The 25,070-nt window shown below is 68.1% G+C and carries 24 protein-coding genes; 1 reads left to right on the plus strand and 23 read right to left on the minus strand.

The genetic code is table 11. The annotated features are described in order from the left end of the window. Positions 1 to 61: 61 nt before the first annotated feature. The 15 genes from OIE13_RS33780 to OIE13_RS33850 form a co-directional block, all read right to left on the minus strand. Positions 62 to 1,069 (minus strand): LLM class flavin-dependent oxidoreductase, encoded by a 1,008-nt coding sequence (locus OIE13_RS33780; protein WP_326829227.1) that lies wholly within the window; start codon positions 1,067 to 1,069, stop codon positions 62 to 64. Positions 1,070 to 1,096: 27 nt separating this feature from the next. Continuing rightward, positions 1,097 to 2,512, minus strand: a complete 1,416-nt coding sequence (hydA, locus tag OIE13_RS33785) for a dihydropyrimidinase (protein ID WP_326645399.1) — start codon at positions 2,510 to 2,512, stop codon at positions 1,097 to 1,099. Positions 2,513 to 2,561: 49 nt separating this feature from the next. After that, the gene (locus tag OIE13_RS33790; RefSeq protein WP_326829228.1) at positions 2,562 to 3,917 is read right to left on the minus strand and encodes an aminotransferase class III-fold pyridoxal phosphate-dependent enzyme; all 1,356 of its coding nucleotides are present in this window, start codon (positions 3,915 to 3,917) and stop codon (positions 2,562 to 2,564) included. Between the two features lie 28 nt (positions 3,918 to 3,945). After that, entirely contained in the window at positions 3,946 to 4,509 is a 564-nt protein-coding gene (locus tag OIE13_RS33795) for an amino acid synthesis family protein (protein ID WP_326645395.1), read from the minus strand. Positions 4,510 to 4,619: 110 nt separating this feature from the next. Beyond that, positions 4,620 to 5,483, minus strand: coding sequence for a nitrilase family protein (locus OIE13_RS33800; RefSeq protein WP_326645393.1), 864 nt, complete (start codon positions 5,481 to 5,483; stop codon positions 4,620 to 4,622). Then, on the minus strand, positions 5,480 to 6,964 hold the full coding sequence (locus OIE13_RS33805; RefSeq protein WP_326645392.1) for an NAD-dependent succinate-semialdehyde dehydrogenase: 1,485 nt from the start codon (positions 6,962 to 6,964) through the stop codon (positions 5,480 to 5,482). Before OIE13_RS33805 ends, OIE13_RS33800 begins: the two co-directional genes overlap by 4 nt. A 46-nt stretch (positions 6,965 to 7,010) precedes the next feature. Continuing rightward, on the minus strand, positions 7,011 to 7,802 hold the full coding sequence (locus OIE13_RS33810; RefSeq protein WP_326645390.1) for an IclR family transcriptional regulator: 792 nt from the start codon (positions 7,800 to 7,802) through the stop codon (positions 7,011 to 7,013). Between the two features lie 116 nt (positions 7,803 to 7,918). Continuing rightward, positions 7,919 to 9,088 (minus strand): ABC transporter substrate-binding protein, encoded by a 1,170-nt coding sequence (locus tag OIE13_RS33815; protein ID WP_326829229.1) that lies wholly within the window; start codon positions 9,086 to 9,088, stop codon positions 7,919 to 7,921. A gap of 45 nt (positions 9,089 to 9,133) precedes the next feature. Further along, the gene (locus OIE13_RS33820; RefSeq protein WP_326829230.1) at positions 9,134 to 9,931 is read right to left on the minus strand and encodes an ABC transporter permease; all 798 of its coding nucleotides are present in this window, start codon (positions 9,929 to 9,931) and stop codon (positions 9,134 to 9,136) included. 26 nt (positions 9,932 to 9,957) lie between these two features. Then, positions 9,958 to 10,752 (minus strand): ABC transporter ATP-binding protein, encoded by a 795-nt coding sequence (locus tag OIE13_RS33825; RefSeq protein WP_326645385.1) that lies wholly within the window; start codon positions 10,750 to 10,752, stop codon positions 9,958 to 9,960. 35 nt (positions 10,753 to 10,787) lie between these two features. Next, on the minus strand, positions 10,788 to 11,633 hold the full coding sequence (locus OIE13_RS33830) for an ABC transporter permease (protein ID WP_326645382.1): 846 nt from the start codon (positions 11,631 to 11,633) through the stop codon (positions 10,788 to 10,790). 673 nt (positions 11,634 to 12,306) lie between these two features. Beyond that, positions 12,307 to 12,681, minus strand: a complete 375-nt coding sequence (locus OIE13_RS33835) for a nuclear transport factor 2 family protein (RefSeq protein ID WP_326645380.1) — start codon at positions 12,679 to 12,681, stop codon at positions 12,307 to 12,309. A 112-nt stretch (positions 12,682 to 12,793) separates the two neighbouring features. Beyond that, on the minus strand, positions 12,794 to 13,249 hold the full coding sequence (locus OIE13_RS33840) for a hypothetical protein (RefSeq protein WP_326645378.1): 456 nt from the start codon (positions 13,247 to 13,249) through the stop codon (positions 12,794 to 12,796). 17 nt (positions 13,250 to 13,266) lie between these two features. After that, the gene (locus tag OIE13_RS33845; protein WP_326645376.1) at positions 13,267 to 13,854 is read right to left on the minus strand and encodes a hypothetical protein; all 588 of its coding nucleotides are present in this window, start codon (positions 13,852 to 13,854) and stop codon (positions 13,267 to 13,269) included. Between the two features lie 593 nt (positions 13,855 to 14,447). Continuing rightward, positions 14,448 to 15,362 (minus strand): LysR family transcriptional regulator, encoded by a 915-nt coding sequence (locus tag OIE13_RS33850; protein WP_326645374.1) that lies wholly within the window; start codon positions 15,360 to 15,362, stop codon positions 14,448 to 14,450. Between the two features lie 314 nt (positions 15,363 to 15,676). On the opposite strand from OIE13_RS33850, the gene OIE13_RS33855 reads away from it, so the two are divergent. Continuing rightward, positions 15,677 to 16,072, plus strand: coding sequence for a VOC family protein (locus OIE13_RS33855; RefSeq protein WP_326829231.1), 396 nt, complete (start codon positions 15,677 to 15,679; stop codon positions 16,070 to 16,072). 47 nt (positions 16,073 to 16,119) lie between these two features. Here OIE13_RS33855 and OIE13_RS33860 read toward each other — a convergent pair whose 3' ends face one another. The 8 genes from OIE13_RS33860 to OIE13_RS33895 all read right to left on the minus strand — a co-directional run bounded on the left by OIE13_RS33860 (position 16,120) and on the right by OIE13_RS33895 (position 25,068). Next, positions 16,120 to 17,292, minus strand: a complete 1,173-nt coding sequence (locus OIE13_RS33860; RefSeq protein WP_326645370.1) for a glycine C-acetyltransferase — start codon at positions 17,290 to 17,292, stop codon at positions 16,120 to 16,122. A gap of 153 nt (positions 17,293 to 17,445) precedes the next feature. Then, positions 17,446 to 18,474, minus strand: a complete 1,029-nt coding sequence (gene tdh, locus OIE13_RS33865) for an L-threonine 3-dehydrogenase (RefSeq protein ID WP_326829232.1) — start codon at positions 18,472 to 18,474, stop codon at positions 17,446 to 17,448. A 306-nt stretch (positions 18,475 to 18,780) separates the two neighbouring features. Beyond that, positions 18,781 to 19,857, minus strand: a complete 1,077-nt coding sequence (locus OIE13_RS33870) for an SPFH domain-containing protein (protein WP_326645366.1) — start codon at positions 19,855 to 19,857, stop codon at positions 18,781 to 18,783. 68 nt (positions 19,858 to 19,925) lie between these two features. Beyond that, a complete protein-coding gene (locus tag OIE13_RS33875) occupies positions 19,926 to 20,363 on the minus strand; it encodes an NfeD family protein (protein WP_326645364.1) in 438 nt (145 codons plus the stop codon). A 102-nt stretch (positions 20,364 to 20,465) separates the two neighbouring features. After that, complete coding sequence (gene fahA / locus OIE13_RS33880) at positions 20,466 to 21,602, minus strand: fumarylacetoacetase (RefSeq protein WP_326645362.1); 1,137 nt, start codon at positions 21,600 to 21,602, stop codon at positions 20,466 to 20,468. Then, positions 21,602 to 22,441, minus strand: coding sequence for a hypothetical protein (locus OIE13_RS33885; protein WP_326645360.1), 840 nt, complete (start codon positions 22,439 to 22,441; stop codon positions 21,602 to 21,604). The genes fahA and OIE13_RS33885 overlap by 1 nt, the downstream gene beginning before the upstream one ends. Before the next feature lie 142 nt (positions 22,442 to 22,583). Beyond that, on the minus strand, positions 22,584 to 23,753 hold the full coding sequence (locus tag OIE13_RS33890) for a homogentisate 1,2-dioxygenase (protein ID WP_326645359.1): 1,170 nt from the start codon (positions 23,751 to 23,753) through the stop codon (positions 22,584 to 22,586). Positions 23,754 to 24,240: 487 nt separating this feature from the next. Further along, a complete protein-coding gene (locus OIE13_RS33895; RefSeq protein ID WP_326645356.1) occupies positions 24,241 to 25,068 on the minus strand; it encodes an SAM-dependent methyltransferase in 828 nt (275 codons plus the stop codon). Positions 25,069 to 25,070: the final 2 nt, after the last annotated feature.

The raw sequence follows: 25,070 nt of genomic DNA on the forward strand, positions 1-25,070 counted from the left end.
CGACGCCAGACCGCGGACGCACGATGGCGATGGTCGTTCGGGGAAAGTGGTGATCCATCGTTCAGTCCTTCCCGGCCAGGGCAAGGCGGGTGAGCGTCTGCTCCTTGTCACCGAGCGTGGAGATGATCGGGCATCTGACACCGGCCTCGTGGTAGGCCATGAGCTTGTCGAAGGCCTGTGATGTGGACCCGCACGCGGTGACGTTCTGCACCAGCGAGTTCGGAACGAGAGGCATCGCACGCTTGATGTCCTCGGGAGTCGCGGGCCATCCCGCCACCTCCTGCAGCCGGTCGACCAGTTCGCGCTCCACGCCACAGTGCTCGGCGATGTGCGGCTGCTGCATGAGGTAGAGGGTCAGGAACGCCTTGCACGCGTCGATGGCCTCCTGCGGGTCGTCGTCGTTGACGCTGCATGCCACGATCTGGGTCAGGTCGATCCCAGTGCGACCGTCGGTGCGCTTGGCAACGCCCCGGCCGATCGCCTCTTTGGCGCCGGTCAGATAGGACGGCGGCAGGAGGAAGTCCATGTGGACGCCATCGCTGATCTCTCCGGCGAGCTCAAGCATCTTCGGCCCGACCGCCCCTATGTAGATCGGGATGTCGACCGGCTTGTTCTCGCGGTACATGCTGTCGAATCGCACGTCGCGCATCTGCACGAACTCCCCTTCGAAGGAGACGAGTTCATTGCGGAAGAACGCTTGGCAGACGGTGATGTACTCGCGCATCGAGGCGATCGGCTTCACGAGCGGCTGACCGACCTTCGTGGCGAGCGGCTCCCACCAGGCGCCGATGCCGAGGATCGCGCGACCCGGAGCCACCTCGTCCAGGGTCTTGAAGGTCACCGCCATCAGTGCCGCGTTGCGGCTCTTGTTGTTGACGACGCCCGTGCCGATCTTCAGGTTGGAGGTCTTGCTCGCGATGATGGCCGCGGGCACGATTCCGTCCCTGGCCAAGCGACCCTCGGCCACCCAGACCGACTCGAATCCGTTCCGATCCGCGAACTCTGCCTGCCAGTAGGTCTGCTCGAGGCTCAGCCTCTCGCCAACGTGGATGCCGAGGGGAAGTTTCATAGCCGGAGAACTCCGATCAGTCGGGGGTCAGAAGAGGTGGGGCTTGCCCCGGGTAAGGAAGGATCCGCGACCGGGCTTCCCGTCGAAGGCTCCGTCGTTGACGAGGTGATGGCCGCGGGAGAACACGTGGACCGGTCGTCCGGTCACCCGCATGCCGTCATAGAGGTTGTAGTCCGTGCGCATGTGCGAACCCGCCGTGGTGATGACGTGGTCCGCCGCGGGATCCCACACGAGGAGGTCGGCGTCCGCACCCACGGCTACCAGACCCTTGTGTGGGAAGAGTCCGAACAACTTGGCCGGACGCGTCGCCACAAGGTCGACGAACCTGCACATGTCAATCCGGCCCGTCTTGACTCCTGTCTCCCAGAGAACCATGAGCCGGTCCTCGACTCCCGGAACCCCGTTGGGAACCTTCGGGAAGTACCCGGGGCTTCGCAGTTTCTGCGGGGGGAGATCGTCGGGTTGCTCCAGGCAGAAACCCGCGTGGTCGGTGGCCACCGTCGACAGCGCCCCCACGGTGAGCGCCTGCCACAGGCCCTCCTGGTTGCCGCGCTCCCGGATCGGCGGCGAGCAGAGGTAAGCGGCGGCTTTCTCGCCAAGCTCGGCGTAGTCCTCGTACGCGACCGCGAGATACTGCGGGCACGTCTCCCCCCACACCAGTGAGCCCCGCCCCCTCGCCTGGCCGATCTCCGCCGCGGCCGTCGCGCTGGAGACATGCACCACGTAGAGGGGACTGCCGACGGAGTCCGCCAGGACGATCGCCCGATGCACCGCTTCGGCTTCGGAGTCGTGGCCGTGCGCCGTGGCGTGGTAATTCTCCGCGGTACGTCCGCTCTCGATCAGCAGGCGGGTCTCTCGGGCCACCATGTGGCCGTTCTCGGCATGCACCATCGGCAGCACGCCGTACTCGACCGCGAGTTCGAAGCCTTCGAGCAGTTGGCCGTCGTCGACCATCTGCGTGCCGGGGTAGGCCATGAAGAACTTCCAGCTCGACGCGCCCTCTCCTGCCAGGCGGCGCAAGTCGTCCAGCACGTTCTCCTGCTGGTCACGTGGCGGCACTATGGCGTGCAACCCGAAGTCGACGACGGCCTTCTCAGCGGCCACGTCCCGGCGACGCATATATGAGTCGAGGAGGGACTTGTCGGGCTCCTTCTTCACGAAATCGATGACCGTCGTCGTCCCGCCGTGTGCGGCCGCGATCGTGCCGCTGTGGAAGTCGTCCGCCGTTCGGGTCGTGAAGCCGTCGATCGGGTATTCCAGATGCGTGTGCACATCGATCCCGCCGGGGAGGATGAGTTTCCCGGTCGCGTCGATGACCTCGTCGGCCGACCAGCCGTCGCCGAACCCGAGCGCGACAACGAGACCGTCGCGCACCAGAACATCGGCCCGGACGGCGGCGTCGGCGTTGACGACGGTACCGCCTTTGATGAGCGTCGATCCCATCGTTCTCCTTCTTGAACGGCCGGTCACACCAGCTAGGTGGTCAGTCTGATCAGCCGGTGTAGTGCTCGTCGGCCAGCGTGAGCACCTCGTCCAGCACGTCGAGAGCCAGGTCGATCTCCGACTCGCGGATGATCAGGGGCGGGGTCAGGCGCAGCACGTTGAAGTTCGCCGTGAGGTACAGGCCACGCTCCATCGCCGCCTTGAGCATGCGACTCACCGGTGCGGCCGCGGGGCCCTTGGCGTTGAACGGCACGAGCGGTTCGCGCGTCGCCCGGTCCTTGACGAGCTCGACTCCGTAGAAGAGGCCACGGCCACGAATGTCACCGATGCTCGGATGCCTGTCCGCCAGGGACGCCAGCCCTTCGCCAAGCCGCCGGCCCATGAGCCGGGCGTTCTCGACGACACCCTCGTCCTGCATGATGCGCAGAGAGGCGACACCGGAGGCACAGGCGAGCGGGTGTCCCGCGTAGGTGAGACCGCCCCAGAACATGTTGTCACGCAACCAGTCGGAGATCTTCTCTGACACGGTCATCGCACCCAGCGGGATGTAACCGGAGTTGAGCCCCTTCGCGGTGGTGAGGATGTCCGGGGCGACGGCCCAGTGGTCGCAGGCGAACCATTCGCCCGTCCGGCCGAATCCCGACATGACCTCGTCGAAGATGAGCAGGATGCCGTACCGGTCGCAGACCTCCCGAAGGGAGCGGAGGTATCCGTCAGGCGGGTACAGAAGTCCGTTCGTTCCGGTCACCGGCTCGACGATCACGGCGGCCACGGTGTTGGGGTTCTCGTACTGGAGGATCTCCTCCAGGTGCGGTCCCCCCGAGCAGACAGGGCACGGGTCGGGGTGGCCCGCGGGACAGCGGTACGTGTACGGATCGAGCATCCGCACCACGCCGGTCATGCCCGGCTCCGCCGCCCAGCGACGCGGGTCCCCGGTCAGCGCGATGGCCCCCGCGGTCGCCCCGTGATAGGAGCGGTAGCGAGCCACGATCTTCTGGCGGCCGGTCACGTGCCGGGCGAGGCGCACGGCGTTCTCGTTGGCTGCCGCACCACCGGTGGTGAAGAAGCTCATCTTCAGGTCACCGGGCGTCAGCCCGGCCAGCATCTCGGCCAGCTCCGCCCGGGACCGCTCGGCGAAACCGGGGCCGATGTAGCACAGCTGTTCAGCCTGGCTGCGAATGGCCTCGACCAGCCTCGGGTGCTGGTGTCCGAGGTTGAGATTGACCAGCTGCGATTGGAAGTCGAGGTACTTGCGGCCTTCGTAGTCCCAGAACCAGGAGCCCGAGCCTCCGGCAACCGGAATGGGGTCGAGCGCGCCCTGGACCGACCAGGAGTGAATGACGTACTCCTTGTCGGCCTCCTTCACGCGCCGGCCGGTCCACGTCTGCGTGTCGATGACGGTCATCGGATCGCCTTCTCTCATCCCGTAGGTGTCACTGGGTCTTCGTCTCGGCGCCGAACACGGCCAGGCGGGCCAGGGGGCGACCGGCGTTGGCGGCCGCGCAGATCACGAGGATCTCGCGGGGGCGAGGGACGTCGGACACCTGGAAGGTCACCGTCTGATGGTGCGATCGGGTCTTCGAGTCGAGCTTGTGCTTGAGCGGGATGTCGATGGGGCTGCCTGGGAGACCGACCTTCTCGGCGGCGGGCAGAAGTTCGGTGCCGCCGGCCGCCTTGCGGAAGACGTTGCCGAACCGGAGGTTGTGGATCAGGGCCGAGCCGTGCTCGACCTCACCGTCGATGCCGACGAGCGCCGCCTTGCCGAACGCCTCCACCTCGTCACCGAGCAGGTCCACGCAGGCCGGGCCGACAAGTTGCCCGATCTCCTCGCCCAGCTCGTCAGCGAGCGTCACCAGGTCCTCGACGTACTCGCTCGGGTATGGGTTGGCGATCACCGCACCGACGAATGCGACCCGATGCGGGCGCTCGACCGGGCGCCCGTTCTCGAGCATGGTCTCTTCGAGATGCTTGATGATCTTGCGGACCTGGATGCTCACTTTGCCTCCTCGGATGGTTCATCTGATGAACCATTGGTTCAAATTTTGATGACGGGCGGGGATTGTGTCAAGGGACTTCGAGGATGGAAAGCAATCCCGCGGTGGCGGGATCAGTCCCGTCGACCGTCCTGGGCACACCGCGCGTCGCGGGTCACGTAGAGATCAGGGCGGCGGTCCGCCAGCGGCTGGTTGAACGGGTTGCCGTGCCGGGCTTCTCGCGACCCGATGAGGTCGATCTCGGCGAGCAACATCTCTTCGCCGTCGTTGCTCGCGGGACCCGCGAGGATCCAGCCGTCAGGGCCGACGATCACCGATCTCCCGACGAACTCCTGGCCACGCTCGACACCCACCCGGCTCACGCCCGCGACATAGGACTGGTTGCTGTGCGCACCGGTCATGCACATGAGGGTGGCCATGGCCGGCACATCGGCCGGCTGGCCCGGCACGGGGACCCAGTTCGAGGGAAGAACGATCAGGTCGGCGCCTTGGAGAGCCGCGCTGCGGAAGGTCTCGGGGAACCACGCGTCGTAGCAGATCCCCACCCCGATCCGTCCCAGCGGCGTGTCGAAAACCGGAAACCCCGCCTCGTTGCGGCCGTAGACGACCTTCTCGTCGTTCCAGAGATGGGCCTTGCGGAACGTCCCGACGTGCCCGTCCGGGCCTATCAGCACGGCCGAGTTGTACGGCCGGCCGCCTTCCCGTTCGGTGACACCGGCGACGATCCAGAGATGGTGCCTCCGGGCGAGTGCGGCCCAGGCTGAGCAGGCCGGTCCGCCGGGTACGTCCTCGGCGTACCGAAGGGCCTCGGCACGGTCCGCGAAGACGTACCCGGCGGAGGACGCCTCGGGAAGGACGACGAGCCGCGCACCGGCCTCGGCTGCTTTGGTGATCCACTCCGACGATCGCTCGATGTTGCCGGCGACGTCACCGAAGCGCGGGCGCAACTGCACGCCCGCGAGGATGAACTCGGTCACCACGGCGCCCTGATGGACATGTACTTGACCTCGAGGTACTCGTCTATCCCGACCCGGCCGCCCTCACGCCCCAGACCGGATTGCTTGACCCCGCCGAAGGGAGCCGCCGGGTTGGAGATCACGCCCTGGTTGAGGCCGACCATGCCGCTCTCAAGGCGCTCGCAGACGCGCAGCCCCCGGTCGAGGCGTTCCGTGAAGACGTACGCCGCGAGGCCGTACTCCGTGTCGTTGGCCATGGCGACCGCGTCGTCCTCCTCGTCGAAGGTGATGATCGGCGCGACCGGGCCGAAGATCTCCTCGCGAACGGTCCGGACGCCGTGGGGCACCCCGGCGAGGACGGTCGGCCGGTAGAAGTTGCCGTCGCCGGCCAGCGCCTCACCGCCGGTCAGCACTTCGGCTCCGGCGGCTCGTGCCTCGTCGACCAGCCCGGCCACGCCGGCGAGGGCGCCCCGGTCGATCAGGGGGCCCACCTGCGTCGACGGGTCGAGACCATGGCCCACGGTCAACGAGCCCAGCCGTTTGGCGAGCGCCTCGCTGAAGTCCCGGGCGACTCCCCTCTGGACGTAGAACCTGTTCGCGGCCGTGCATGCCTCACCGATGTTGCGCATCTTGGCCTGAACCGCGCCCTCGACCGCCAGATCGAGGTCGGCGTCGTCGAAGACGATGAACGGCGCGTTCCCACCGAGCTCCATTGACGTGCGCAGCACCTTGTCCGAGCACTGCGCGAGCAGAGTGCGGCCGACCTCCGTTGAACCGGTGAACGAAAGCTTGCGCAGTCGCGAATCGCGCAGCAGCGCCGACGTCACCTCTCCCGACCTCGATGTGGTGAAGACGTTGACCACCCCGGACGGCAGGCCGGCATCCTGGAGGATCCCCACCAGCGCGAGCATCGACAGCGGTGTCTGTCGTGCCGGCTTGACCACCACCGTGCAACCGGCCGCGAGCGCGGGCCCGATCTTGCGAGTGCCCATCGCCATGGGAAAGTTCCACGGGGTCACCAGCAGGCTGGGGCCGACCGGCTGCCGGGTCACGACCACGCGCGACCCGCCGCCGGGGGCGACCAGGTAGCCGCCGTCGATGCGGACGGCCTCCTCCGAGAACCACCGGAAGAACTCGGCCGCGTACGCGACCTCGGCTTGCGATTCGGCCAGCGGCTTACCCATCTCCAGCGTCATGAGCCGCGCGAGATCGTCCCCGCGGACGAGGATCTGCTCGAACGCCCGTCGCAGGATCTCCCCTCGTTCACGAGGTGGCGTGGCGGCCCAGGACGCCTGCGCGTCGGCAGCGGCCGAGAGAGCCGCCAGACCGTCCTCGACCCCGGCGTCGGCGACCTCGGCGATCGTCCGGCCGGTGCCGGGGTCGTCGACGGCAAGCACGGCGCCGGAGTCGGACCCACGCCACTCGCCGCCGACGAACACGCCTTTCGGCACACTGTCGGCAATGCTTTCGGCCGCGGCGATCGTGTCGGTAAGAGATGTCATGGGCGAACTCCTTTGTCGCGCCCCTTGGCGCCGATCAGCTGGTGGCCTAGCGCCCGGTCAGGGCACTCGGCAGGATGATGTCTGTGACGCTCAGCAGTTCACTCAGCCCTCGAGCGGCCTTGATCACTGACTCCGCCACCGAATCGATACGGTCACGCGTGATGCGATAGGTGGGGCCGCCGATCCACACCGCGTAGGGCGTCGAGTCCCGGACCCGTACTGGCGCGGCCACGGATGCCGCGCCGACTTCGAGCTCGTCGTAGGCGAGGGCGTAGCCGTTGCGGCGCACCGAGCCCAGCGACTCGATGAACGCGTCCAGACCTCCCAGCTCCTCGGGCGCCTTCTCCGAGAACTCGGCTGCGAAATCCGTCCGCACCGCCTCCGGATCGAGGGCGGCGAGCAGAACCTTGCCGGTCGAGGTCGCCCACACAGGCTGGGTCCGCGGGACGGGCTTGAGCGTCTGCCCGATCAGCGAGGGCCCCGAAACCTGTGCGACGACCATGACGTTGGGCGCCAGGAGCACGTCGAACCCGGAGGTCTCCTTGGTCTCCTCGGCGAGCTGCCGCAGGACGCCGCGCATGTGACCGTAGGCGCCGTCGCTGTCCAGCAGTCCCCCGACGATCGAGAGAAGGCCGAGTGAGACCCGATAACGCCGAGTGTCCGGATCAAGTGTCAGCCAGCTCTCCCGTTCGAGGACGGTGAGCACGCGGTAGCACGTCGCCTTGGGGATGCCGGCCTCCCTGGCGACCTCGCTGAGCCCGACGCCCTCCGGGTGGGCGGCCACGGCACGAAGCAGCCAGATAGTCCGGCGGACAAGTCCCGCTTCACTTGGTGCCATTGTCTCCTCCGTTGAGGTGATGTGATCGACGGTTGCGGCCATCATCGTGGCAGGCTCGCTGGCTGTTGTCCGTGCCTTACGCGGACTTATGCCGCGTAACGCACGGATATCGTCTGCTACTTGCCTCCGGCGGTTAGCTCTACGGTCTCCGGCTTGTAGCCATCGCCGGTGACGTCGAATCCCTCCGCCTTCAGTTCCTGGTCCGCCTTCTCGGTGAGGTCCCCGCGGAAGGCGCCCTCACCGGGGTCGGCCTTGAGCACCTTGGCGTCGACTGCGATCTTGATGGTCTGGTCCCATGCCTTCTGGTCGATGGTCCCGATACCGGCAGGTGAAGGCCACACGAGCTTGTTGACCTCGTTCAGCATCCACGTCTGGTGGCCCTTGCCGAGCGCGCTGCCGTTGTTGAGGACGACCTCGACACAGCCGGCCAGGTCGTCCCGGCAGAAGCCCCAGCCCTTGTACGTCGCCTTGAGGAACTTCACGGCGATGTCCTTGTTGGCATCCTGGGCCAGCCAGTCGCCACGCGCGTAGATACCGTCCTCAAGGCTCGTGTATCCCGCGTCCTGAAGGCTGATGGCCGAGAAGTCCTCCGGCTTGTACAGCGCACCGGTCTTGGGGTTGATGGTCTCCAGAAGCTGGGCGTACTCGTTGTAGATCTTGGCCTGGGCCGCGTCGACCTCCCGCTTCAGCAGCAGCGACATGTCGAACGGCTGCTGCACGACGGTGACGTCCTTGGCCGGGTCGACGCCGGAGCCCCTCATCGCCGCGAACAACACCAGCTCGTTGCCGAACCCCCAGCTGCCCACCTTCTTGCCCTTGAGGTCCGCGAGCTGCTTGATGCCCGAGTCCGCCCAGGCGACCTGCAGGTAAGCACCGCGCTGGAACACCTGGCCGACGTTGACGAGGTCGGCTCCCTGCTCCCGGGTGACCATCGTCTTGGTGACGTGGCTGACCGCGAACTCCGCGTTGCCCGCCGACAACACCTGCTGCGGCACGATGTTGACGCCACCCTCCTGGATGGTCACATCGAGACACTCGTCGGCGTAGTAGCCCTTGTCCTTGGCGGCGTAGTAGCCGGCGAACTGCGACTGCGCCACCCACTGGAGGACGAGCCTGACCGGGGTTCGCGTCTGGCACGACGCGGTGTTCTCCGCGCCGGATCCGGACACCGGGGCCTCCTCCGACATGCCACAGGCGGACAGGGAGAGCGTGGCGGCGACCACCAAGGCGCCGACGACGCGGCGATTGACTCGTGGGCGCGCGAGGCGCCGAAGGGAGCGGGGCATTGTGACTCCTTCAAGAAGGTAAATCGTGGGGGGAACGACGGGAGATCACGCCTCGTCGCTGTGAATCGACTCGTGCCAGGGCATCAAAAGACGTTCGAGCAGCGACATCAGTCCGAACATCGCGAGCCCGAGCAGGCTGGCTACGAAGATCCCTGCCCATGCTTCGGCGAAGCGCGGCAAGGCCGCCTGATAGGCGATGTACACCCCGAGCGCATTGCTTGGCCCCCCGAAGTACTCGGTCACGATGACGCCGATGACGGCCAGGGTGGACCCGAGCTTGAGCGCGTTGAAGAGATAGGGCAACGCGTTGGGGAGTCGCAACATCAGGGAGATCTGCCGCGGTTGTGCCGCCAGCGACTCCATGAGCTCCAGGTGCAGCGGTGAGACCTGGAGCAGACCCCTGGCCGTGTTGACCAGGACGGGAAAGAACACCATGACCGATGCGACGCCGGCCTTGGAGGCGATATTGGTCACGCCGAACCAGTTGTTGAAGATCGGCGCCAGCGCGACGATGGGAGCGCAGTTGACGATCACGGCCATCGCCAGAACCGGGCCCGACACCTTGTGAAAGCGGCTGACCACCAGCGCGACGAGGACGCCGGCGACGGACCCGAGAACGAGGCCGAGTAGGACCGCCTTAACGGTGATATTCGAGGCCGAGAGGATCGTCGGGAGCTGCGATGACAGCGCTGAGGCGATTTCACTCGGCGCGGGCAGGATGAACGACGGGACCTGGAACAGCCGCACCACAAGCTGCCAGGCGCCCAGGATGACGACCGCGGTGACCAGGACCGGCAGTCCTCGCCTGATGGTCGCCCCGGCCCGCCCAGCGGTGATCGGCATCGAACGCCTGCTTCCCGTACGGACGCTCATGGCGCGTCCTGGGCGACTGACATGCCATGCAGAGCGGACCTGACCTCAGTGATCTTTTTGAAGTACTCGGGTGTCGTGCGTGTGGCGGCGGAACGCGGGTACGGCAGATCGACGTCGATGCTGGCGGCGATCCGCCCAGGACGAGGGGACATCACCATGATCCGCGACGACAGGAACACGGCCTCTGAGATGCTGTGCGTCACGAAGACGACGGTCGTCCTCGTGTCGGACCAGATCCGGAGGAGCTCCCCCTGAAGGCGTTCCCGGTTCATCTCGTCAAGTGCGCCAAGTGGTTCGTCCATGAAAAGGATCTTCGGATCCGCGGACAGTGCCCGGGCGATCGCCACTCGCTGCTGCATGCCGCCGGAAAGCTGCCACGGGAAGTGGTGAGCGAACTCGGACAGGCGGACGAGTTCGAGCATGGACGTGGCCTTGGCCCGCCGAGTCCGCTTGGCCACGCCGGCGACCTGAAGCGGCAACTCCACGTTGCGCTGGACGTTTCGCCAGTCGAACAGGCCGGCCTGCTGGAAGACCATCCCGTAGTCACGGTCTCGCCGTGCGGTGTCGGGTGTTTTGCCGTTCAAACTCACGGAACCGCTGGTGGGTTGGGTGAGGTCCGCCAAGATCCGCAGGAGCGTGCTCTTCCCGCAGCCGCTCGGACCCAGCAGTGACACGAACTCGCCTTCGGCGATGGACAGGTCAATGTCCGTCAGCGCCGTTACAGAACGGTCTGTCCCGCTGTTGAACTGCTTCGTGACGCCGCTGACACTGATGATTGCGGATTCAGGCATCGTGGGCTCTCCAGGGATCGGAAGAGAGATGGCGGTCATCGGGTGTGCCGGTTGCGGAGGGCGAATCGCTCGATCCAGCTGAGGAACTGGACGAACACGATCCCCGCGACGGCCGCGACAAGGACGGCGGCGTACAGCTTCTCGGGGCCGTTCGAGTAGTAGTAGGCGAAGGTGAGGATGGCTCGGCCGATTCCTCGTCCCGTGCCGGCCGACAACTCGCCCACGATGGCGCCGACGACACTGGCCGTGGCGGCGAGTCGTAGCCCCGCGAAGACGTACGGCAGCGCCGCGGGCAGGCGGAGCCAGAACAGGAACTGGAGCCTCCCGGCGCCCACGCTGCGCATGAACTCCGTCTGCACCTTCGGCGGTGACTTGAGTCCTCGCAACGCGTTGATCGTCACGGGAAAGAACGCCAGGTACGCCGCGATGCCGGTGACCGCGACCCACGGTGGCAGTCCCGCCTTGCCGCCCCAGATGACGATCATCGGGGCGATGGCGACCAGCGGAATGGTCTGCGAGGCGATCAGCCACGGCATGAGGCCACGCGAGACCGGCGGGATGTGGAGGAAGACGATGGCGAGCGCCAGCCCGAGGAGCGATCCGGCCACCAGGCCGTAGGCGGCTTCACGCAGCGTCACGGAGGCTTCCCCGAGCAGGTACACGCCCAGGCTGGTCGGGTTCCCGCGCCGGGCGGGTTCCACCAGCGCGCCTAGGATCGTGCCGACGTGTGGCATGGACAGATCGTCGGTCGCGACTGGGAATGGTATTCCGAGCAGTCGATCGCCTGTCGCCTGGCCCAGCGCCTTGTAGCCCTCCCAGAGCGCGGCCAGGAAGGCCACAACGGCAAGGCCGACCACCCCGCTTGTGAGTCGGGATCTCAAGGCCGCTGTGGCTGTGTCCGTGATCGCGGCCTCCCGCTTTGGAGGGGGGTCCGGGGTGATGGATGCTATGGGGGGGCTCTTCATGGCCGTCATGCCGGTTCACTCTCCGGGTCGTGGGGAGAGACATGTCACGGTGCAGGCGTTCATCGCTTGCGGTGAACCATCGGATCACTCAGCGATCCGATGGTTCAATGTAGGTGCGGCGTTCATCCGCCGTCAATGGTTCGCATGAAACTTCATGTGTCACCGGTCGCGCCTCGGCAACCCGTCCGAAACCCGTAGGCTGGCGGAAAGTGGTGATCTCTGGTGACCTGCGCATACTCCTGGATCGGCAGACCCGCTCAGCCGAGGTGACGCGCCGCTCCCGGCACCCGCTGGGAGCCCCGAACCACCCCAGGCGGGTAGAGCGGCATGCGGGTCGTCCCCCACGAAGGACCTGCGGCATGTGCCGTTCCAGCTCCGCTTCCCCCGTTGGAGCACCCCGCCGGGGGGCTCATCCCAGTGCCGGAACCTGGCTCACGGGCGCCGCCACGTGGGAGCGATGGGCGCCACGACGCTTCGCGTAGGCCGAATACATCTTCGGTCATACCGAATATCAACCCTGCGGAGACGGGGCCGGCGCGGCGTCATCGCGGTGTGCCGGAGCGCGTCCAGCACTCGGGTGAATCGGAAATCACTCCTGAGAGTCGGCGAAGATGACTATCTCGTCGATGTCGCCCTCGACGGTGACGTGCACCACGTCCATCCCGGTCAGCAGGCTCCGGCCTGAGGCGTCCTCGTAGCGCCACCCGAAACGGGCCCACTCTCCCGGTGCGTCCACCCGGGTCGTACGGACCATCCGGCAGGGACCCGACGGGTGCCCCCGCACCACCTCGGTGATGAAGTCCTCGACCGCCTTGCGCCCGATCCCTCGGCCCAGCGGACCCCAGAAGACGACGTCGCCGGTAAGGGCGCGGCTCAGCAGCGTGGCCCGCCGCGCCGGATCATCGGCATTGGTCGCCGCGATGAAGGCGTCAATGGCGTGATCATGAAGGGCGTCATCCGTCACGTCGCGATACTAGCCAGCGGATCCGCGTCACGAAGATGTGAAGTCACCCAGATCATGGAAGTCACCGTTGCCGACTTCATTTGACTGCTGATGCCTTCGGGTCTTGGCGCTTTCAGAACAGGCCAAGGTGGTCGAGGAGCTTGCCGGTGGCGTCGAGCAGTGCGCGTGCGGCCGCTATCGCGCGATCTGCTTCCGTTGTTTCCACTACCTCGTCGGGGAACTCCGGATATTCGAGCTCGTTGCGCCTGCGGCGCATGGTGCCGTACGGCTCGAACGTGGGGCCGAACTGCCGGATCACGGTTTGCTGGACGGCATAGTGGCCGCCGGAGGTTGTGGCTCGTAACCCTTGTTGCGCCAGTAGACCGGCACAGGCGAAGCGCGCCGCGTCGTAGGCGAGTGTGTAGGCGGAGTTAGGATCGGTTGTTCTGAGCCCTTCGGCGCTGGCGAGGGTGGTGGTTGCCTTCTCCAGCCATCCACTGCCGTCGGCGGCCTCGCCTCGGACGCGCTGGAGTTCGCCGGAGGTCAACATCCGCTCGACGTCGGCCTCGCCACGTGTCCACCGTGTCATGGGGCGGGTTTCTCCGATCAGGCGTGGATTTCGGCGGTCAGGTCGATCACGGGGGCTGACTTGATCTGTCTGATGAGGGCGTCGGCCTCCGCGTTCCAGCGGTGGGTGGAGGCGAGGACGGGATTGACCGGCATGCCGATGCGTTCCTGAGCACGGTCGGCGGCGGCATAGAGGGCGGTCCGATCGACCTCACCGACGACGAGTATGTCAATGTCGTGGGGAACAGGTCCTGGATTTCCGGCATGACGGGCGGCCCACGAGCCGAAGATGAGCAGGCGCTCGGTGCCGGGGACGCCGGCGAACTCCTCGCTGATGATCGTGTGAGGGCCGTACATGTAGTTCAGGATCTCGGTCACGGGTCGGAACAGCGGATGGTCGGGATTGGCATGCAGGACCTGGGAGCGTCCGATCTCGACCGTAGTGATCAGCTGTGCGTCGATGAGGCGATGTACCTCGGCATGCAGGGTGGAAGGTGCCATGCCCAACTCTCGGGCGAGAGAGGCAAGGGTCCAGTTCTGCCGAGGCCGCAGATAGACGGCGGCCAGGATCTCCGCCTGCGTTCGGGTTTTGAAGATGGGAACGATGGGCGCCGCAACGCTTCGCATAGACCGAATGTATCTTCGGTTATACCGAATGCCAATCCAGCGAGGACGGGGCCGGGGTCGTGTCGTTCTCCGGGTGGGCTGGGCAGGCCTCCCCGTGGAGAGCGGGCTCGGACGGAACCCGATGTGGCCGACCGGTGTGGGTCTCTCGGAGCTCTACGCCTCCAAACGGATGTCTCGCCGTAGGGGAGATCGTCGAGGCTTCCCGCTTCAGTGGCCGGAGCCGGTTGGGTAAAGCTTTCTCGGCAAAACGCCCGCTCACGCGTCCGGCGGCCCTTCGCTTGTCGAAGAAGTCGCCAAATGGGACTTTTCGGGCAGGTGGCAGGTATGGATCTTGTGCTTCACGCGGTGATCATAGGGATAGCCGCCGCGGTCGCCCTGGTGGCGACGGTCGGTGGCCGTTACTGGCATTGTCGGCGACGCCGTCGGTCTCGGCTGGGAAGGGCCCGGCTCCGATGCCGTCGAAGGCGCTCGGTCCGATCTCCTTGAGCCCGAGGACCCGGGGTTTCAATGCCGGAAGGCGGCCCCGGGATGCCGCCGGGTGCGCGTCGGCCGCCCCCACGGGCTGAATCCCCGGACTCAGGCCGGGGAGCGCGTCAAGGTGACGGGGTCCGGTCCAGGGCCGTCGCGGTGTGCCGTAGGGCGCCCAGCAGGGGGATGAGCAGGGGGTGCCGTTCCGCACCCCGGCGTACGGCGGTGAAGACCCGGCGTTCCGGGCCCGCGACCCGGCGGATCACCACCCCGGACAGGTCGGTGCCGCGCAGGGCCAGGCGTGGCACCATCGCCACCCCGGCCCCGGCGGCGGCCAGCGCGACCACCGCGCTGAAGTCGTCCGAGGAGTGCGCGAACTCGGGGGTGAAGCCCGCGTGCTCGCAGGCCAGCGCGATCACGTCGTGGCAGGGGTTGCCCGGGTAGGGGCCGATCCAGGTCTCCCCGGCCAGGTCCGCGACCGTCACCTCGCGCTCTGAGAGGGCATGGTCCCGGGGGAGCACCACGTCGAACGGTTCGGAGTAGAGCGGGATGCGCGACAGGCGCCGGTCGTCCTCGGCGGGGGCTCCGCGATACTCCACGGCCACGGCCGCGTCCACCGCGCCGTCCAGGACCATGGTGAGGCTCTGGTCGCCCTCGGCGTCCAGGACCCGCACCCGGATGCCGGGTTCCTTGTCGTGGAGGACGCCGATCGCCGGGGCCAGCAGGAGCCCGATCGCGGTGGCGAAGGAGGCCACCTTCACCTCGCCCGCCGTACCGGCGGTGTAGGCGGCGATGTCGGCCTCGGCACGCTCCAGCTGGGCGAGGATCTCGTTGGTGTGGCCGAGGAGGATGCGGCCGACGGCGGTCAGCCGTACGCCCCGGCCGTCGCGGTCGAGCAGCCGGTGGCCCACCTCGTGCTCCAGGGCGGCGAGCTGCTGGGAGACCGCCGAGGGGGTCAGGTGCAGCGCGGCGGCGGCCGCGGTGACCGTGCGGTGGTCGGCCACCGCGCGCAGGGTCCTGAGCCGCCGTGTCTCTATCACCTCCGTATTGTCGCCGAGGTCGCTCGTACGCTCAGCGGCGGGCCGGTGAATGCCTTTGGGGACACCGCTCCCATTGGCATGACCCCGGCCGAACCGTCTGATGCGAGCTTCCCGCGGACCCGCCGTCCCATGGACTCGCCGTCCTGCTGACCGCGTCCGTTTCCTACAAGACCGCAGCGGGGAGGCGGGGTTAGGTTGAGCCGTACCAGGGGGATCCACGGTCCGGTGTTCCGGCCGGTTACGCGGGTCTCGGCGGGCCGAGGGCGGCCCGCGATCTACATCCCACCGCGAACCCACGATCGGAGACATTCGATATGAAAGCCCAACTGGACGTCATCGGCATGGTCGTCGAGGACATGGGCCGCTCGCTGGCCTTCTACCGGCTGCTCGGCCTGGAGGTGCCGCCGGAGGCCAACGGGCAGCCGCACGTCGAGGCGGTCCTGCCCGGCGGTCTGCGCCTCGCCTGGGACACGGTCGAGACGATCCGCTCGTTCCACCCCGACTGGCGGCCCGGGAACGGGCAGGGGATCTCGCTGGCGTTCCGGTTCGACACCCCGGCCGAGGTGGACGAGGCGTACCGGCAACTGGTCCTTCTCGGATACGAAGGGGACAAGGAGCCGTGGGACGCGTTCTGGGGGCAGCGGTACGCGGTGATCCACGACCCGGACGGCAACGGCGTCGACCTGTTCGCTCCGAGCGCGGAGAGCTGACCGGGGGTGAACTGCGCGCGGTCAGTCCCGCGCGTCGTGGCGGACGATCAGCCGCGGGCCGTGGCGAACGCCTCCAGGGCTCGGTCGACGTCCTCGGTGGAGTGGGCCGCGGAGAGCTGGACCCGGATCCGGGCCTGGCCGTGCGGGACGACGGGATAGGAGAAGCCGATCACGTAGACGCCCAGCTCCAGCAGGCGTTCGGCCATCGCGGCGGCCTTGGCGGCGTCGCCGATCATCACCGGGACGATGGGGTGGTCGCCGGGCAGGATGTCGAACCCGGCTGCGATCATCCCGGCGCGGAACCGCTCGGTGTTGGCGCGCAGCCGCCGGCGGGCCTCGTCCGAGCCGCTGATCAGGTCGAGGACGCGCAGCGACGCGGCGGCGATCACCGGGGCCAGGGAGTTGGAGAACAGGTAGGGGCGCGAGCGCTGGCGGAGCAGTTCGCAGATCTCCTCGCGGGCCGCGACGTAGCCGCCGCTGGCCCCGCCGAGCGCCTTGCCGAGCGTGCCGGTGAGGATGTCGACCCGGTCCCGCACACCGTGCAGCTCGGGGGTGCCCCCGCCGTGCTCGCCGACGAAGCCGACGGCGTGCGAGTCGTCGACCATCACCATGGCCCCGTACCGCTCCGCCAGGTCGCAGATCTCCGCCAGCGGCGCGAGGTAGCCGTCCATGGAGAAGACGCCGTCGGTGACGATCAGCCTGCGCCGGGCGTCGGCGGACTCCTTGAGCCGTGCCTCCAGCTCGGCCAGGTCGCGGTTGGCGTAGCGCAGGCGCCGGGCCTTGGACAGGCGGATGCCGTCGATGACGCTCGCGTGGTTGAGCGCGTCGGAGATCACCGCGTCCCGGTCGTCGAGCAGGGTCTCGAAGATGCCGCCGTTGGCGTCGAAGCACGAGCTGTAGAGGACGGTGTCCTCCTGGCCGAGGAAGGCGGACAGCCGCGTCTCCAGCTCCTTGTGCACCTCCTGGGTGCCGCAGATGAAACGGACCGAGGCCATGCCGAAACCCCAGCGGTCGAGGGCCTCCTTGGCGGCGGCGATCACCTCGGGGTGGTCGGCCAGGCCCAGGTAGTTGTTGGCGCAGAAGTTCAGCACCTCACCGCCGCCGGTCACGGCGATGTCGGCGCGCTGAGGGGTGGTGATGACCCGCTCCGGCTTGAGCAGCCCGGCGGATGCGATCTCGTTCAGGGTGGTACGGAAGTCGTCGCGGACGTTGTCGAACATCAGGCGGTCCAATCCAAGGTGATCTTGCCGGTTTTGCCGCCGGCGGCGGTGTCGAAGTCGCGCCGGACGCCGGACATCAGGCGGTCCAGTCCAGGATGACCTTGCCGGTTTTGCCGCCGGCGGCGGTGTCGAAGTCGCGCCGGACGCCGGACATCAGGCCGTCCAGTCCAGGATGACCTTGCCGGTCCTGCCGCCGGCGGCGGTGTCGAAGGCCGCGTCGAAGTCGCGGTAGGAGAAGCGGTCGGTGATCACGGGGGACAGGTCGAGGCCCTTCTCTAGGAGCACGGACATGGCGTACCACGTCTCGTACATCTCCCGGCCGTAGATGCCCTTGATGGTGATCATCGAGGTCACCACGGTCGCGAAGTCGACGGCGAACTCCTCGGCGGGCAGCCCGAGCATGGCGATCTTCCCGCCGTGCGACATGTTGGCGATCATGTCGCGGAGCGCCTGCGGGTTCCCGGACATCTCCAGTCCCACGTCGAAGCCCTCCCGCATGCCGAGTTCGCGCAGGCCGTCGGTGACGGACTTCTCGGCGACGTTCAGCGCCAGGGTGACGCCCAGCTTGTTCGCGATGGCCAGCCGTTCGTGGCTGACGTCGGTGATGACCACGTTGCGGGCGCCCACGTGGGTGGCCACCGCGGCGGCCATCAGCCCGATCGGCCCGGCCCCGGTGATCAGCACGTCCTCGCCGACCATCGGGAACGTCAGCGCGGTGTGCACCGCGTTGCCGAACGGGTCGAAGATCGCCGCCACGTCCAGGTCCACCGGCACCCGGTGCACCCAGACGTTGGAGGCCGGGAGCGTCAGGTACTCGGCGAAGGCGCCGTCCCGGTTGACCCCCAGCCCGATCGTGCTGCGGCACAGGTGCCGTCGTCCGGCCATGCAGTTGCGGCACTTGCCGCAGACCAGGTGCCCCTCGCCGCTGACCAGGTCGCCGATCGCGATGTCCTCCACGCCCGGCGCCACCTCGACGACCTCGCCGCAGAACTCGTGCCCGATGACGAGCGGGATCCGCAGGGTCTGCCGGGCCCACGCGTCGAAACTCCGGATGTGCAGGTCCGTCCCGCAGATCCCGGTCCGCAGAACCTTGATCAGCACCTCCCCGGCGCCGACCGACGGTTCCGGTACGTCGGTCAGCCACAGGCCGGGTTCGGCCCTCTCCTTGACCAGCGCTTTCATCACGGATCCCCCCTCAACTCCGAACCCTATGCACTGTGCCCGGCCGCCTTCGGGGGTGTCCATCGCGGTTTTCTTAACCCTGCCCACAGCGTTGCTTCACGCCCGGTCCTCGCTTCTAGCGGCATACCCGGACATTTGATCGCAAATCGGCCAGATGGGCGGTTCCCGTAACGGGACCAGTCTTCTCACCGAGATCGATCCCCTCGACGGAACCGGCTGTCCCAGCGGAACCGGCCCCAACGGGGACGGCCCCTGTCGCGACGATGATCGTCGTGACAGGGGCCTCGGAGCAGGGAGCGTGCGGGGTCAGGGGGTGGTGCGGTGGTGCTCCTCCTGCGGGACCGAGAGGCCGTCGGCGGGCAGGGGGGCCGGGGCCGCGTTGAGCTGGCGGGGGCCCAGATCGGCCTCGGCGGCCTCGGCGACCGCCTCGGCGGCGGCCTGCTCGGCCTGCTTGCGCTCCTGTTCGGCGGCCTCGTTGACCCTGGGGGCCTCGCGGGTGGCCGCCGACTGCGGCAGCGCCTCGGTGAACGCCCTGGAGACACCCTGGATGGCCGAGGTGACCTCGCTGGGGATCACCCAGAACGTGTTGTTCGGGCCCTTGGCCAGCTCGGGCAGCACCTGGAGATACTGGTACGCCAGCAGCTTGGGGTCGGGGTCGTTGCGGTGCACGGCCTGGAAGACCTCGTCGATGGCCTGCGACTGGCCCTCGGCCTTGAGGATCGCGGCGCTCCGGTCACCCTCGGCCCGCAGGATCGCGCTCTGCTTGTCACCCTCGGCGGTGAGGATCTGCGACTGCCGCTGACCCTCGGCGTTGAGGATCGCCGCGCGCTTGTCCCGCTCGGCGCGCATCTGCTTCTCCATCGCCTCCTTGATGCTCTTCGGCGGGTCGATGGCCTTGATCTCCACCCGGTTGACCCGGATGCCCCACTTGCCGGTCGCCTCGTCGAGCACGCCACGGAGCTGGCTGTTGATCGTGTCGCGCGAGGTCAGCGTCATCTCCAGGTCCAGCGAGCCGACGACGTTGCGCAGCGTGGTGACCGTGAGCTGCTCGACGGCCTGGATGTAGTTGGCGATCTCGTACGCCGCCGCCCGGGGGTCGGTGACCTGGAAGTACAAAACCGTGTCGATTTCGACAACGAGGTTGTCTTCGGTGATCACCGGCTGGGGCTGGAAGGAGACGACCTGCTCGCGCAGGTCGATCATCGGATAGACCCGGTCGATGTACGGGATCACGAAGTTGAGGCCGGGCTTGAGCGTGCTGTGGTAGCGGCCGAGCCGCTCCACGTTGCGGGCCCGCGCCTGCGGGACGATGCGCACCGAGCGAACCACGGTGAACACCGCCAGCAGGACGATGAGAAGCCCGGCTATGAGCACAGCGTCCATGAAGTCACCAACCTGATATCTAGAGCGGATGCCCTGTCCTTCAGGGCGGGGAGGAAGTCCTTCATCGTTCAATCCCGGGGATACACGAGAGCGGTCGCGCCCTCGATCTCGATGACGTCGACGGTCGCCCCGGCGGGTATCACCAGGGTCTCGTCGTAGGCTCTGGCGGACCACTCCTCGCCGCCGATCCGCACCCGGCCGTCCTGGCCGGTCACCTCGCGCAGCACGTACGCGGATTTGCCGACGATCGCCTGGATCCCGAACCGCTGGCTCCGGGGTTGCAGCGCGCTGAGGTGGCGCTTGGCGATGGGCCGGACCACGACCACCCCCGCGCCCAGGGAGGCGACGAAGGCCAGAAGCTGGAGCGGAATCGGCAGCCCGAGGCCGGCGACGACGGAGGCGACGAGGGCGGCACCCCCGAGCAGGCCGAGAGCAGTGGTCAGGGTGAAGATCTCGGCGATTCCCAGCACGAGCGCCAGAATCAGCCAAATGACCCAGTAATCCATGCTCCGGCCCTCCTCCTTAGTCAACGGATCAGGCGTCCTGGAGGTTCCTTTCCCTACCGTATGTCTTCCGCCGGACGCCTGTCAGGAGCGCTCGTGCCCCGCCTACCTCGCGGGCTCGATCTTTCCCGACACCTCGCCCAGGGTGATCACGGTTCCGCCGGGTCCCGGGGCCGTCGCGGTGATCGTGACGGTGTCCCCGTCCTCCAGAAAGGCCCTGACCGAGCCGTCGGGCAGCTTGAGCGGCTCGGTCCCGTTCCAGGTCAGCTCGATCAGCGAGCCGCGCTCGCCCGGCCCGGTGCCGGAGATCGTGCCGCTGGCGTAGAGATCGCCGGTGCGCAGTGCGGCGCCGTTGACGGTCATGTGGGCGAGCATCTGGTCGGGTGTCCAGTACATGTCCCGGTACGGGGGGCGGGAGACGACCTCGCCGTTCACCGCGACCTCCAGCCGCAGGTCGAGCCCCCACGGTTCCGAACGGCGCAGGTAGCCGAGCGGCTCGGGATCCTGTGCCCTGCCCTCGACGCGCGCCTCGGACAGGGCGGCGAGCGGGGTGACCCACGGCGAGATCGAGGTGGCGAAGGACTTGCCGAGGAACGGGCCAAGCGGGACGTACTCCCAGGCCTGGATGTCGCGGGCGCTCCAGTCGTTCACCAGGGTCACGCCGAACACGTGGTCTGCGAACCGTCCGGCCCGGTCACCGAGGGCCGTCGGCGCGCCGACGACGAACCCCAGCTCCGCCTCGATGTCCAGCTTGACGGACGGGCCGAAGACCCCCGCGCCGCGCTGCCCGGACGGCCGGGTGATCGGGGTGCCGGAGGCGACGACGGTCCCGGCCCTGCCGTGGTAGCCGACCGGCAGGTGCCGCCAGTTCGGCTTGAGCGGCTCCTCGTCGGGGCGGAACATCCGGCCCAGGTTGGAGGCGTGCTCCAGCGAGCAGTAGAAGTCGACGTAGTCGGCCACCTCGATCGGCAGGTGCAGCGTCACCCGCTCCAGCGGGACGAGGTGCGGCTCGACCACCGACAGGTCGGTGCTCAGCTTGTTCTGGATCAGGGTGCGGGTGTCCCGCCACGCGACCGGACCCCTGGCCAAGAAGGCGTTGAGCGAGCCGGTGGCGAACACCTCGTCGTGCAGGGCTCCGGCGAGGTCGACGACATGATCGCCGTACCGGACGCCGACGCGGGGGATCTCCCCCTCGCGGCGTGAGAAGACCCCGTAGGGCAGGTTCTCCAGGCCCCAAGCCATCACTTGCTCTCCTTCGTTGTGTGTACGGCCGCGGCCGGGCGCCGGGCGATGAGACCCAGGGCCGTGAGGTCCTCGATCGGGGTGCTCGTGCTGCATGATCCGTACGACACCAGCAGCTCCCTGGCCCGCGTCGCGATTTCCTGGGGTACGGCCCGCGCGAGCCGTACCAGCTCGCCGACGTCCGTCAGCTTCAGTGCCGGTACCGGATCGCGGCCCTCCGTGGCCGCGCAGACCGCGAGGACCAGGTTGAGGAAGCCATGCCGGTCCACCCCCAGCGCGGAGTCGAAGTGGCGGACCGCGTTGTGCAGGCCCGCGGTCGCCTTGAACGGCACACCGTGCTCCGCGCAGTGCGCGATGACGGCGCCCAGGTCGACGGCGCTGGGAAAGGCATCGGCGGTCAGCCCGCCGCAGCGGAACTTCAGTCCGGGTCCCGAGCCGCCGTGCGGCAGGGACCCACGGTCGTCGAGAGGCACCTCGACGAACAGCCCGGCCCCGGCGGGCAGCCGGTCGGCCAGCCGCTCCGACACGGCCTGAGGTGTCTCGTCCGGTGCCTGCCGCACCTCGACCAACTCGACGGTGAGGTCATCGAGTGGCGGGAGGTCGGGGGTGTCCAGGATCAGGCCGAGCCGGATCGGGAAGGTCAGGTGGTCGCGGAGCTCCGCCAGGCGGCCGGCCGTGCAGAGGAACCGGTGGGTGAGCACCGGGTCGTTGCCTGCCAGGTCGTTCCTGTGCCGTTCCAGGGCTTCGGCCATCGGCAGCCCGGTCGGCGGGAAGAGCCCGGCGTCGTCGACGAGCCCCCGGAAGAGCGTCGCCGTTCCCATTCCCAGGTTCGTGTTCATGTCTGTACCCATGGCCCTGCCCATACCCAGTGGCGATCCCGTGACCGGGTCCGCCCCGCACCTGTACTCGGGGTGGCCGAGGAAGCGGGGTCTGTGCTTGGGCCGGCCGTGGGAGCCGAACCCGCCGCCGGGCACCCGCCCGTCAACGGGCCCACGTCCACGCGTAGCCGGGGTCCTCCACCGACAGGCCGGCGGGGCCGAGGTCGAGGGGGCGGAAGGTGTCGACCATCACGGCCAGCTCGCTCGTCTGGGTGTGGCCCTGCCGGACCGCCTCGATGACCGCCTCGACGGCGCCGGGCTGCGGGCCGTGCGTGAACCCGGCCGGGTGCAGCGAGACCGAGCCGACGTCGATGCCCGAGCCCCTGCGGGCCGTGTAGTCGCCGCCCGCGTAGAACATCAGCTCGTCGGAGTCGACGTTGTGGTGGTTGTACGGGATCGGGACCGCGTCGGGGTGGAAGTCGAGCGGTCGGGGGCAGAACGAGCAGATCACGAAGTTCGGGCCCTCGAAGGTCTGGTGCACCGGCGGCGGGGCGTGGGTGCGCTTCACGACGGGCTCGAAGTCGTTGATGTTGAACGCGTACGGGTAGAGGCAGCCGTCCCAGCCGACCACGTCGAACGGGTGGTTGCGGTAGACCAGCCGGGTCAGCCCGCCGCGCGTGCGGACCAGCACCGGCACCTCCTCGCCCTCGACGATGAGCGGCTCGTCAGGAGAGCGCAGGTCGCGCTCGCAGTAGGGGGCGTGCTCCAGGAACTGGCCGTGGGTGGACAGGTAGCGCTTGGGGGGCCGGATGTGTCCCGCGGCCTCGATGGTGAACGCCGTGACGCGGCCCTGCGGCACCCAGCGGTGGATTGTTCCGGTGGGGATGACGACGTAGTCGCCCTCACCTGCCTCGATCACCCCGTACGTCGACTCGAACCTGACCCGCCCGCTCGCGATGTAGACGCACTCGTCGCCCATGGAGTTGCGGTAGAGCTCGCTGGGCGCCTCGCTCGCGGTGTACGACATGCGGACGTCGGCATTGCCGGCGAGCAGCCCGCGCCCGGTGACCAGGTCGCCCCCGACCGGTAGGTCCTGGGTGCGCAGGTGGCGGGGGGAGAGGGGCAGGTTGGGGGCGAGCCGGCCGGCCTCGGTGGGTTCGACGGCCTCGGCCTTGATGATCGCCGTGGGGAGATGGCGGTGGTAGAGCAGCGACGAGTCGCTGGAGAACCCCTCCTCACCCATCAGCTCCTCGGCGTACAGCCCGCCGTCGGGCCGCCGGAACTGCACATGCCGCTTGCGAGGTATCTCCCCCACGACCCGGTAGTACGGCATCCACTTCCCCCACCTTGTCCGCTTATCGGACGCATATGTCCTTTATATGAACAACCATCCGCCAGGGTGGGAGGGATGTCAAGCGGCACCCGCCCGGCTGTCGGCCGGCCCGTTCTCGCGGATCCCTCCGGGGACTCGGTCGGGTCGGTCGCGGCCGCCGGTGTCGTGTGGGTTGGTCGCTGCGCCGGTGTCGTGCGGGTCGGTCGCTGCGCCGGTGTCGGCGAACGTCCCCGCGCTGCAGGCGGCACTGGACGCCTCGCTGGCCGACTGGCTCCACAACCTCAAGAAGAAGGCGGAGAGACAACCTCAAGAAGAAGGCGGAGAGACAACCTCAAGAAGAAGGCGGAGAGCCGCCCCTGAATGAAAGAAGGGCCCGCTGGGGAGGCGGGCCCGGTTGCTCGTTTCACCCGGGTGAGGTTGATCCGGGTGCCAAGGGCCCGCTGGGGAGGCGGGCCCGGCTGCTCCGTGACAGAAAGTGCTTAGTGCATCAGGGCTTGCGGCCGACGGCGCAGAACTCGTCCACCTCGCGGAGGCCGCCGACGATCGAAGGGCCGGGACGCCAGAGCGGGCACGAGACCACGCCGGGCTCCACCAGTTCCAGGCCCTCGAAGTAGCTCGCGATCTGCTCGGGGCTGCGCAGGGTGTACGGAACCGAGCCTGCCTCGTTCCAGATGGCGATGGCCTTCTCGAACTTCCCGCCCTTGATGACGTTGGTGCCGTCGGCGACCGCCAGGTAGCTGCCGGAGGGCAGGGCCTCCAGCAGGCGACGTGCGATCGACCGCCCCTCATCGATGTCGGTGATGTGACCCAGGATGTTCATCAGCATGAGCCCGATGGGCCTGTCGAAGTCCAGGGTGGCCTGGGCGGCCTCCAGGATCCTGTCGGGGTCGCGCACGTTGGAGTCGATGTACTCGGTCGTGCCCTCGGCGGTGCCGGTCAGCAGGGCGCGGGCGTGCGTCAGCACCATGGGGTCGTTGTCGACGTAGACGATGCGCGCGTCCGGGGCCACCCGCTGGGCGACCTGGTGGGTGTTGTCGACGGTGGGCAGCCCGGTGCCGATGTCGAGGAACTGGCGGATCCCGCCCTCGTCGGCCATGTACTCGACGGCGCGGGAGAGGAAGGCCCTGGAGGAACGGGCAATATCCACAATCTCGGGAAATATCCCGACGAACTGGTCGCCGATCTCGCGGTCGATGGCGTAGTTGTCCTTGCCGCCGAGCCAGTAGTTCCAGATCCGGGCGGAGTGGGCCACGCTGGAGTCGATCGGGTTCACCGACTGCCGGCCGGAGGTGTGAGGGAGGGTCTCGTCAGGCACGG

Source organism: Streptosporangium sp. NBC_01810 (genome assembly GCF_035917355.1).
Classification (GTDB): Bacteria; Actinomycetota; Actinomycetes; order Streptosporangiales; family Streptosporangiaceae; genus Streptosporangium.